The sequence below is a fragment of the Quyinboa ferrireducens genome (genome assembly GCF_042436675.1).
GTDB lineage: Bacteria > Bacteroidota > Bacteroidia > Bacteroidales > UBA5342 > JBHJHP01.
Map to the genome: position 1 here is coordinate 37,278 of NZ_JBHMVA010000011.1, position 12,174 is coordinate 49,451.

Annotated in this window: 8 protein-coding genes; 5 read left to right on the forward strand and 3 right to left on the reverse strand. The window is 39.4% G+C overall.

Features of this window, described 5'->3' with window-relative positions:
- Positions 1-102 precede the first annotated feature (102 nt).
- Entirely contained in the window at positions 103-4,125 is a 4,023-nt protein-coding gene (locus ACE01N_RS14590; RefSeq protein ID WP_380590446.1) for a hypothetical protein, read from the forward strand.
- 4 nt (positions 4,126-4,129) lie between these two features.
- Positions 4,130-4,669 (forward strand): dihydrofolate reductase family protein, encoded by a 540-nt coding sequence (locus ACE01N_RS14595; protein WP_380590449.1) that lies wholly within the window; start codon positions 4,130-4,132, stop codon positions 4,667-4,669.
- On the opposite strand, the gene ACE01N_RS14600 is transcribed toward ACE01N_RS14595, so the two are convergent.
- Together ACE01N_RS14600 and ACE01N_RS14605 are read right to left on the reverse strand one after the other, a co-directional pair.
- A complete protein-coding gene (locus tag ACE01N_RS14600; RefSeq protein WP_380590452.1) occupies positions 4,660-5,436 on the reverse strand; it encodes a LytR/AlgR family response regulator transcription factor in 777 nt (258 codons plus the stop codon). The two genes, ACE01N_RS14595 and ACE01N_RS14600, sit on opposite strands and share 10 nt — an antisense overlap.
- Positions 5,437-5,466: 30 nt before the next feature.
- Entirely contained in the window at positions 5,467-5,928 is a 462-nt protein-coding gene (locus tag ACE01N_RS14605) for a hypothetical protein (RefSeq protein WP_380590455.1), read from the reverse strand.
- A 200-nt stretch (positions 5,929-6,128) separates the two neighbouring features.
- Here ACE01N_RS14605 and ACE01N_RS14610 point away from each other — a divergent pair, with 200 nt between their 5' ends.
- From ACE01N_RS14610 to ACE01N_RS14620, 3 genes are all read left to right on the forward strand, one after another.
- Positions 6,129-6,512: a MotA/TolQ/ExbB proton channel family protein gene (locus tag ACE01N_RS14610; RefSeq protein ID WP_380590457.1), complete on the forward strand. Its 384-nt coding sequence runs from the start codon at positions 6,129-6,131 to the stop codon at positions 6,510-6,512.
- A 126-nt stretch (positions 6,513-6,638) separates the two neighbouring features.
- Positions 6,639-7,043, forward strand: a complete 405-nt coding sequence (locus tag ACE01N_RS14615; RefSeq protein ID WP_380590460.1) for a hypothetical protein — start codon at positions 6,639-6,641, stop codon at positions 7,041-7,043.
- A 6-nt stretch (positions 7,044-7,049) separates the two neighbouring features.
- Positions 7,050-10,280, forward strand: coding sequence for a M4 family metallopeptidase (locus tag ACE01N_RS14620; protein WP_380590467.1), 3,231 nt, complete (start codon positions 7,050-7,052; stop codon positions 10,278-10,280).
- Positions 10,281-10,507: 227 nt separating this feature from the next.
- Here ACE01N_RS14620 and ACE01N_RS14625 read toward each other — a convergent pair whose 3' ends face one another.
- A complete protein-coding gene (locus ACE01N_RS14625) occupies positions 10,508-12,163 on the reverse strand; it encodes an AMP-binding protein (RefSeq protein WP_380590470.1) in 1,656 nt (551 codons plus the stop codon).
- Positions 12,164-12,174: the final 11 nt, after the last annotated feature.

The window sequence follows — 12,174 nt, forward strand, 5'->3', positions numbered from 1 at the left end:
TCGCAATACCAGCGGTGCCTTTTTTTTGATTTTATTTGACCGACAGGGCATTTTTTAAAAAACTTTAGTAATTTAAGGCCTTTAATATAACCTTTTGGAAAAATGCTAAAGATTAAAAACCCTCTCGTTCCGGCAATCCTGCTAATTGCAGTTTTCTGCATATCCGCCACTACAGAAATTGCAGATTCAAACACTGCTTTTGTCAGAAAAATAATGGGCTACCAAACAGTTTACAGGCAGGAGAAAGCCTATCTGCACACAGATAAACCGGTATACTATACGGGCGAAACAATTTGGTTCAGTGGTTTTATTATGAATGTAAAAAATCAAAAGCTGAATGAAACGGAAGTTGTTATGTATGTTGATCTGCTCAAACCAACCGGAGGCGTCGTTCAAAAAAAAATACTGAAACTGGATAAAGGACGGGCCTTGGGGCAAATTGATATTCCTTCAGGATATAAAAGTGGCGAATATATACTTGTTGCCTATACTAACTGGATGCGAAATACCGGTGCTGATTTTTACTACCGGAAACCGGTGTATATTCTGAATGCTCAGCCTTCGAAAGAGAAAAATGAATATGCAATTGAAGATACTGTTTCAGATATTTTAAAGGATCTGGATATCCGGGATAATAAAAACGAGGCAATTGAAACACCTGATTATGATGAAGAACAGAACGAAGAGCCCGGACTACAACTTACTTTTTATCCTGAAGGTGGTGAAATATTATCCGGCATCAATTGCAAAGTGGCGTTTGAAGCCAAAGACAATACAGGGCTGAATATTGCAGTAACAGGTTATGTTAAAGACAATACAGGGAATATTGTTTCCACCATACAAACACTTTGGAAGGGACGTGGATTCTTTATGTTTACACCAGAAGCCGGTAAAACATATTTTGCAGAAATAAATGTAGACAATGAACCGGATCCCCTTAAATTTCCACTTCCTGAAATTCTGCCATCAGGATACAATCTGAAAGTTGAATCATCCCCGCAGGCTCCAAATATTCTGGTAACCATCACTAACAGCTCAGGCAGGTTTGAAAACTTATTTTTACTCGCCATGCAGAATACCTCGCCTGTATACGCACTTTCAGACAGCCTGAATCAGGAAACAAAAACGTATGCTATTCCAAAACAAGACCTGAATACCGGTATTATTCAGTTTACGGTTTTTGATCATATCAAACGTCCGGTGTGTGAACGTCTGTTTTTTCTCAGCAAGAATGACCAGCTCCAGTTCAGCATTGATAATCCACATTTTCAAGTAGATAAAAGAGGAAAAGTTTCCGTTGAACTAATAGCTAAAGACAAAGAAGGATATCCTGTAAAAGGAACTTTTTCACTTGCTGTTACCGATGCGGATCGATTAAGCGAGGAACTATATCGCGATCCCGATTTTGTATCCAATTTCTATTTGAGTTCCATGCTCCCCGGTTTACCTGAAGACCTGAAGGACATATTAAAACCAGGTTCCAAAAACTATCTTATGTCAGAACTACTGATGTTGACAAATGGATGGAGACGTTATACATGGGAAGAAGTACTAAAGGATACCATTCCAATGCCCGAATATCTTGAAGAACCCGGACTTTACTTTAAAGGTCAGTTATTTCGCAACAATAATAAAAAGAAAGAAGTTCCCTCAGGCATGGATGTTACATTGTTTTTTGCCAAGAGTTTTAACGTATACACACAATTTACAGATGACAATGGTGAATTTTCGTTTATATTGAAAGATTTTAATGACACAATGAGTGCTGTTTTACAGACAAAAAACAAAATGAACCTGAAGAAAGATTTTCTCCTGGAACTTGAGACCAATAATAAATCACAACCAGCTGACTTCTCTGTCTCAAATCCATTTGAACTGAGAGGCGAAAATCTTTCCGGAGTTTACAATACCGGCCTGTTAAAAAGAAATACCCTGGAAGAAGAACTGGCCGCTGCCGCCGATAATCAATTGTACATGGATACCACAGATGTAATTATTGACGAGGTAACTGTTACCGGAACTAAAGGCAAGGATTTTAAAAATGCCATGGTAAAGAAATATGGTGCTCCGGATCAAACCGTTGGGAAAAGACAACTTGAAGATCTCAACGAACAAAAACCCTGGAACTGGGGATTGATGAGTATCATAGAAGATGCAATACCCGGACTCGAAGTACTCATGACATCAGACACGTCTATCAGATTCACACCAAAGGACAGACGACGTCATCAGTTTTTTATTTTTGTTGACGGAGAACTTGTTGGATCTACAAATGCAAATGGTGTGCTTAACAAAATGCACAGACTCTATCAGGTTCAGGATTTAATTATTCTTGATCCTATAATTGTAAGTTCTATCGATCTTATTTACCCTCAGGAAGACCAACCCGGAAATGTTTTGAAAGGTCTTGCAGAGTTTTACAATACTCAGATCGGAGATGATCAATCTGCTATTTCAGACGTTAATTCGATGATCGAGCAATCTGAAAACCTGACTGCACCGGTAGGTATACTGTCTATCTATACCGTAAATGGTGGTGGACTTTACAGTCAGGTTCATTACAAGGGAATATTAAAACTAAAAGTAACAGGGTACAGTAAAACAAAAGAATTTTATTCACCGGATTATTCTGATCCTGATACAAAAATTAAATCTGATGAACGCACAACACTGTACTGGAATCCTAAAATAGAAACAGATGAATTCGGTAAGGCAGTCGTGGAATTTTACAATTCAGACAGCGGACACAGGTTTAGGGCTGATGTAGCCGGCCTGTCTGCAGATGGCATACCTGGTAACGGGCGACTGGAATTCGGATCAGACAAGCCGTTGGCTCCTCCAGTATTGGCAGAAAAAAAGCCTGCAGAAGAAAATGATATTATTTTTTACGAAAATCCTGATGACGTACCCGTAATAGAAGAAGAACCGGAACCCGTTTGGGTCAACCCTACAAAAATAAAGGTTCATGTGAGCCAACCGGACAACCAACCTGCCGTGTTTGCCGATGTAACAGTTTTGTCCAGAAAATGGGGAAACGTGACGGATGAAGATGGCAACTTCTATCTGGATATGGCGCTGGTGAGGGATTATGATACCGTAATTATTTCCTACAAGGGCGAAGCAGATAAAATGTTAATTGCTTCTGATATAAGCGAAAATGATACGCATGTTACGCTGGCCCCATTAAAACTGTCTCAAACAAATGAAGATGGGAATGATATTGCAAAACAGGCCATCAGGAATTTGTTAAAAACGCGATCGAAAAAAACTGAATACGGACTGGTTGCCTACCGTCAGCAAACTGGTTGGGGTAAAGAGATGCAGTCGTTGCTTGACATGAATGTTGTAATACGCGTTCCGGGTATTCTGGACAACTCTATTATTTACAGTTCAAGGATTTTAAAGGGGCAATGGTTCAAAACTGATAACTACGATAATCATATAGATTTTACACCCAAGGTTAACAGTATCTACGATATTCAGGACATGGATCCTGCATATAACGGAGCTACATTCCTGAAACAGCAGTATCTAAAAAGTTATGACTATGTACTTGAAGGTAAAACCCGGTACATGAATAAACCTGTATACAAAATCTCGTTCGATCAGACTGAATCTGCACCGTGGGCTCTGCAGAAAGGCTTTATGCTGGTTGAACCGGAAACCTACGCCATTTTGTACGTGGAATGGAAAGCCAGCCCGAAAGGTGCAAGATATATTGTTCCGGATCAGTATCTTATGGCTGGGACAAAATTCGATGATTTTGAGCTGCAGTCTGAATTGAATATGGCAACTTTTAACAATGATGCCAATGGATTTGTGCTGAAAAGTGCCCGTCAGGACGTAGCATTCAATTTAAATCATAAAAGTTGTTTCTATTCCCGTGAATTGGTGATCAATGAATATTTTGAAACCCTTCCGTTTAAATTCTTTCCCAATTCATTCAGCGATCTGGATAAGCGCTTTGTTCTAATCAAAAACCCGGTTTATAATCCACGAAAATGGAGAGTACCATGGTTCCTGCCTGTTAATGGCGACATTTCAGACAGGGTGCCATATATGCACGAAGTATTGATACTGACTGACCCGGATACAAAACTGGATCTTTTAAATATTGATTTTTAAACCGATGCGTAAGGTCGTTCTGTATATAGCCTGCAGTGTGAACGGCAAAATTGCACGTAAGGACGGAAGTGTGGATTGGCTGGAAAATCTTCCAAATCCCGATAAGGATGATTACGGGTATGCCGGTTTTTTGGAGACCATTGATACAACAATAATGGGTAACAAAACGTATCGGCAGATCATAGGCTGGGATATTGAATTTCCGTATAAAAATAAAACCAACTACGTTTTGACCCGAAACCGGGATAAGGCGGATGATCAGTATGCGAAATTTATTTCTGACGTTCCTGTTTCCTTTATAAAAATCCTGAAATCAGGCGAAGGTAAAAACATATGGTTAATAGGAGGTGGACAGGTCAATACGCTTTTCTGGAACAACAGATTAATAGATGAGATCAGAGTCTTCATAATGCCATATGTGCTTTCGGAAGGCATTGAACTGTTCGAAGGTCTGCCGCATGAAATGCAACTCAGACTTATCCGGCAGAATAAATTTACATCCGGAGTTGTTGAACTGGTGTACACACCGGATTATCAGGACTGATTTGCAGGCTTTAAGCTTTCAACTACATCCTTTTTGTAGCTGCGCCCAATGTTGAGGGTAAATTTATCAATCTCAATTTCATTATTGCTCAAACGGCTAATTTTATCCGTATTGATTAAAAACGAACGATGGATCCTGAGAAAATAATCCGGTAACCGTTCTTCCAGAGAACTGATTTTCTCTTTACTCGCTACCTCCTCTCCCTGCGTGTGTATTTTAACAAAATCTGATAAACTTTCAATAAACAGAATATCGTTCAACGGAATCCGGGTAAGTTTTCTGTTGGACATAACTTCAAGAACACCAGCTTCTCTTTTTGCCACCTCCTCTCTTAAAATGAGCAGCTCCTTGTGATTATCTGCCAGCTGTTTTACCATTAATGTAAATGAACCAATAAACACTATAACATATAAAATCACGCCAAGCGTAATACCATCAGAAGCATTAGGGCCTATCTCACTGTAATTAAATTTAGCCAGGTAAATAAAAGCCCACATCAGAACCATCAGCTCCAGATATAATGAAACAACCAGCGTATAAAAAAAGTAAAGTCCGAATTTGAAATATTTTTTTTGAAGCAGAAACTTAGGAACCAGTACATAGTTAAAAAAATACGACGTTCCCATGATAACAGGCAACAACGAAATGGTAAAGAAAAACGCATGCAGTTTATTCCCCCACGAAACCCCAAACACCAACGTTAAAAACAATACGACAATTATCCAGAAAATAATATGCCACACCGGTTTAGTAAATTTAACTGCCATTTGCTGACTTCTGAAATAAAACTTCTGTTACTATAAATTGTTGTTGAATTGCCGTAAGTCCTGAAAGTGATACTTCACATATAAGTCAAGCAACAAAAAACCTTCTGATGAGAGATTATAAACGGCACTAAAGTGTTCAACAATATGGTATTTAACAAAATAAAGCAACTTTGCATCAAATTCCGGGTTCATGCTTTCCCTTTCTCTCTTTTCAATCAGACTTCTCATTCTATGCAGTTCTTCATTTATCCGGTATTCAGCATATGTGTTATCTTTATCAATCACACTTTGGGTAGAAAAAAATACTTCCGTTATCTTATCTTCAATGGCCGATCGGAGTTCTTCTGTCAGTCTGATATCCGAAAAACTTTTTTTAATCAGCGCAAAAACATCACGACACAAATCATCATGAAATGATTTCAGGTTTTGATCGATCACATCAAATTCCTGATAAAGTTCCTTTATAAACTTTTCCCCGTCAAATAAATTCATTCTCACTAATTTTATATTTCTTTTGTTGTAACACTTAACTTATAACAAAGATTAAATATAGAAATTTTTTTACGGAATTTGACGTCACTTTTTAATGAAACAGCGCTAAGAATGCTGAACAACAGGTTTAGGACCGGATACGACATTGCCGTTTTTGGGGGTTCAACCTAATTTTGAAGTGAACTAAAAAAATTCAAATTATGAAGAAACTATTTTATGAAGGCGGCGCTTTTTTTATGGGAATTCTTACCCTTGTTTTAATTATCATTATAGCCTGGGCAATCTATCACTTTATTATTGGGACAAAATCCAAAGAAAGTAAAACTGATCTGATTACACACAGACTGTCTTACATTAAGTCATTTGGCTTTTTTGCCATGATAACAGGAATATTAGGGCAATTAATCGGAATGTATGTTGCGTTCAGTTATATTGCAAAAGTGGGTGACATATCAAAATCACTGTTTTTTGGTGGTTTAAAGGTATCTATGATCGCACCTATTTACGGCATAATCATATTTCTGTTTTCCTTATTGCTATGGTTTGTAATGGATTATATTTTACACCGTAATAAGGTTTCCTGAGCGAACCGAAAATTGTTATTTATTGCTTTTATTTCCTTAATTTTATAACTGGAAATTTTAAACCGGTACAGGATCAGTATGTGATCCTGTATACGGTTTTTCTGTTAATCTTTATAACTAAATATTATGAAAGCCCATCTTTTACTTGTATTGGTTCTGATAATGGCAAGCTGTTCATCGCTGAAAAAAACGGGATCCGTAAATAATTTTGAAGAGATTACATTTGGCAGCGGTGGCGGATTTACAGGCTTAACGAATACTTACATGCTGAATGCTGAAGGTTTCGTATATAAAATGAACGGCGAACAGCAGGAACAACTCAAACGTATTGATTATAAATCACTCAAAGGAATTTCAAAACACCTGAAAAAAATTGATTTTGAGCATATTCAAAATGATACCAAAGGTAACATGACATACTTTATTGAAGTGGTTACCAAAGACTACCAAAACAAGGCAACCTGGTCCGATGCTTCATCCGATCCTGTATTGAAAGAGTTTTATTCTGAACTTGTAAAAACGTTAAACTAGCTTATTATGAAGATTAAATTATACACTTTCCTGTTTCTGTTTTTCCCTTCTGTACTTATATCTGCCCAACAGACACATAGCTTTAAAACCGTCAACCGCAATACTTCAGGCACCACAGCAACAAACCTGAAATATACGACCATCAATGGCGGCACGCAAACTAAATCCACTCCACTGTCTTCAACATCAGCTTTCCCTGTTTCAAAAAATATGAAGCAACCCGGATTGTCACAGAATTCCAAGATTAAAAACCTGGTAAAGTCAAAGGGATTGCCAGTGTATTTTGAAGTAGATAAAAAGGAGCTTCAGACAAAAAGTGCAAGAACTCTGAAGCAGCAATTTTATGACTTTCACACGTCTGTTTCTTCAACAACACGGCTCCATGACCCTGAAAAGGATCTTGAAATAACATCCGTAATAACCGATGAACTTGGGATCACTCATATTAAGGCACAACAACTTTATAAAGGGATAGAAGTAGAGGGAGGTGAAAGCTTCCTTCATATAAAGTCGGACAAGGATTTATTTACCGGAAAGATATACCTGGTTGATCCGGATATCCAAACCACTTCTACCCTCACAGAAGAACAGGCTGTTCAAAAAGTGAAATCAGATATTTCTACCAAAACTATTTGCCGGGCCATAAGTGAACCCCAAAGGAAATTCCTGGGGTATGATCCGGTTCAGCCAAAGCTTGTTATTTACGATAACAAGTTGGTTTACAAAGTTGAGTACAGGCCAAATATTATTGAAGAATGGATATATTATATTGATGCCGGTAATGGTTCTGTGGTCAAAGCATATAATAATACCAAATCTGACGGTCCTGCAACCGCCACAGCTACTGATTTAAACAATGTGCAACGCACCGTAAATACCTATCTTGAAAACGGAACATATTACCTAATGGATATTGCCGAACCCATGTTTAATACTGAAACAGGCGAAGGTCAGATTGTGACTCTGAATGCACAAAATACATCGACACAAAACCTCGATTATACCCAGGTTACATCATCGAATAACACATGGAATAACCCAACAGCAATTTCGGCTCACTACAACGCAACCACGGCATACCGCCATTATAAAGATGCGTATGGAAGAAATTCTATCAATGGTCAGGGAGGAAATATTATTTCGCTTATTAACGTTACAAACGATGATGGCACATCCATGGAAAACGCATTCTGGAATGGTAAAGCAGCATTCTATGGCAATGGAGGAATCAATTTTAAACCATTGGCAGGCGCACTCGATGTTACAGCACATGAACTGGGGCATGGCATTGTTTCAAGTACAGCCAACCTGGAATACCAGGGACAGTCCGGAGCTATAAACGAAAGTTACGCGGATATTTTCGGCGCCATGGTTGACCGTGAAGACTGGCTGATTGGAGAAGATATTACCAAAACAACCTTTTCTCCATCCGGGGCGCTACGTAACATGGCTAATCCCCACAACATGGGAACAGGTCTTAACGACCCTTACTGGCAACCTGATCATTTAAAAGAAATGTATCTTGGCGATCAGGATAATGGTGGTGTACATATAAACAGCGGTATCGGAAATTATGCCTATTATCTTTTTGCCACAGCCGTTACAAAGGATAAAGCCGAACAGGTATATTACCGGGCACTAACGACTTACCTTACCAGCAAATCACAGTATATTGATTTAAGAATAGCAGTGATACAGTCTGCAAAAGATTTATATGGTGATGCTTCGAATGAAGTAACAAAGGCCGGTGAAGCTTTCGATGCTGTTGGTATTTACGAAGAAGAAGTAATTGATTATGAACAGGATTACAACACCAACCAGGGAGATGAATATCTTTTAACCTATAATACCGACACACAGTTTCCATATTTTTTATATAGAACCACAACAGCAGGAGAAGACTTTATTGGCCTCACAACAACTGATATGAAAGGGAAGCCCAGTGTAACAGACAACGGTGTGGATGCAGTTTTTGTAGATAAATTCGATTATATAAAATACTTAAGTATTGACCCGAACAGTCCGGCAGAGAACTATCTCTCACAGGAAGCTTTCTGGGATAACGTTGCCGTGTCAAAAGACGGCAATCGCGTTGCAGCTATTTCTACTGAAATAGACACAGCTATTTATATTTACGACTTTAATGCGGCACGGTGGGCAAAGTACCATCTGTATAATCCAACAACCAGTCACAGTGGCGAAGATGCCGGTGGGGTACTCTACGCCGATGCCATTGAATTTGATTTTACCGGAGAATATCTGATGTATGATTCCTACAACCAACTGAATTCATCAACAGGTGATGATATAAGTTACTGGGATATAGGATTTATAAAGGTCTGGGATAATGAAACCAACAATTTTGGAGACGGGACTATTACCAAACTGTATGGAGACCTGCCTGAAAACGTCAGCGTTGGCAATCCTGTATTTTCCAAAAACTCGCCATATATTATTGCATTTGATTATTTCGATAATGTAAACGAAGACTATGCCGTTCTGGGAGCAAATCTTTTGACCGGCGATCTGGATATGATTGTATCAAATGCAACACTTGGATACCCGTCATTTTCAACAAATGATGATAAGATTGCTTACTCTGCACTCACCACAGATGATATTGAAGTTGTAGCAGAAATAAATCTTGCCTCAAATAAAATTTCAGCATCCGGAAACGCCGGAATATTAGTATCCGATGCCAAATGGCCGGTGTATTACACTGTTGGAACCCGAAGCCTGCAACTGGCTCCTGTGGCTAATTTTACAGCTGATTTCATCTCAGGAGCAGCACCTCTACAGGTTCAGTTTATTGACCAGTCCATCAACAACCCGGAAACATGGCAGTGGTCATTCCAGGGAGGAACGCCGTCAACTTCTGCAGTACAAAACCCGGTAATTAATTACAATAATCCGGGTATTTACCAGGTTTCTTTGACGTGTATAAACGATGCGGGACAAAACACCATGACCAAATCAGGTTACATCAATGTGGTTGCCACCGGACTGGAGCAGGTAGCACAAGAGATTATCTCATTTTATCCAAATCCGGCTAAAGACAAGCTCTTCATTAATACCGACAAAAGCTATCAGATGAAAATTTTTGATACATCAGGGAAGTTGGTTTTAGAAGCATCCAACAGGAAAGATATTGACATAAATACTCTGAATTCAGGTATCTATATCCTTAAAATAAATATTGAGGAGACGGTATTAACCGAGAAACTGGTAAAAGAATAAGGATATAAAGAACAGAATTGAAGAGGCTGTCCAAAAAGTAAAATCTGTATAAGTTTTACTTACGGATTGTTAGTAGCTTTTTAAAAACTACCCCTAAATCCCCTAAAGGAGACTTAAAGCCTTCCGTCAGCTGACGGAGAGGTTTGGAGGGGTAATAGAAGGATCACTATCAATTTATAAGTTCCTTATATTCTTATTTGCCTTTTTGGACAGCCTCTTCTTTATTTTTACCTGTGATCCCTCTCCCTAATCTCTACACGGCGTATCTTGCCACTGATTGTTTTGGGCAGTTCATCGACAAATTCAATGATTCGGGGATATTTGTATGGTGCGGTCACCTGTTTTACATGATCCTGAAGTTCCTTAACAAGGTCCTCGCCTGCCTTATCTTTATACTCTTTTCCCAACACCACGGTTGCTTTTACCACCTGCCCACGAATATCATCCGGCACGCCGGTAATGGCACATTCCACCACAGCCGGATGCAGCATCAGTGCACTTTCCACTTCAAAAGGCCCGATACGATACCCCGAACTTTTGATGACATCATCTGCCCGGCCAACAAACCAAAAATATCCATCTTCATCCTTCCATGCCAGGTCACCGGTATAATAAATACCTTCCGACATGGCCTCATCCGTAAGTCTGGTATTTCTGTAATATCCCTTAAACAATCCTGCCGGATAATTTTTATCATACCTGATCACTATCTGACCCTGTTCACCAGCTTCAGCAGATCTTCCGTCAGGTGTAAGCAGATCCATATCGTAATGCGGATTTGGCAGCCCCATGGATCCCGGTTTGGGTTCTATCCATGGCGATGTAAACACTGTGAGCGTTGTCTCGCTTTGTCCGTAACCCTCACGCAATTTAATGCCCGTTAGCTCCTGAAACCTGTTATAAACTTCCGGATTAAGAGCTTCACCGGCAATGGTGCACCACTCCAGTGCTGACAGGTCATACCGGCTCATATCTTCGCGAATTAAAAAGCGGAAAATGGTAGGTGGGGCACAAAGCGATGTTACCTTGTATTTTGACAGGACGTCCAGAATATCGGACGGTGTAAATTTTTCGTGGTCATACACAAAAACAGTTGCCCCAACCAGCCACTGTCCGTACAGTTTACCCCACACCGCCTTTAACCAGCCTGTATCCGCTATGGTAAGGTGCAGGCTTTTTTCATGAAGGTTCTGCCAGTATTTAGCCGTAACTATATGTGCCAGCGGATATACACTGTCGAGCACCACCATTTTAGGATCGCCGGTAGTTCCGGATGTAAAACTTACAATTAACGGATCCTCATTTTTTGTGGGCTCAGCAGGACGCTGAAAAGGTTGTGCATTCTCAATGCCTTTGTGAAAATCTTCCCAGCCATCAGGAATTACCGGCCCGATTGAAATCCGTTTTTCTACAGATGGTGATTCCGGCAGGGCCTCATTCACATGATCTGTAATAAGTTCATCACCATCGCATATAACAGCCTTTATGGTTGCCGCATTAGCACGGTAAATAATATCTTTCTTAGTCAGCAAATGCGTGGCAGGAATAATGACAGCACCTATTTTGTGCAGTGCAATAATAGTAAACCAGAATTCTGCACGGCGCTTTAATATAGCCATCACCATATCGCCTTTACCAATACCCAGTGACGAAAGATAACCTGCTGTCCGATCTGTAATATCCTTTAATTCACCAAAGGTAAATGTTCGGCTTTCACCCTTATCATTGGTCCACAGCAGTGCCCTTTTATCGGGATCTGACTTTGCCCATCCGTCAACTACATCGTATGCAAAATTGAAATCTCCGGGAATAATCAGTTCATAGTTTGTTGTAAAATCTTCTAAGTCTTTAAAGCTTGTCTGTTTTAAATATTTATCAATCATGGAGCTTATAT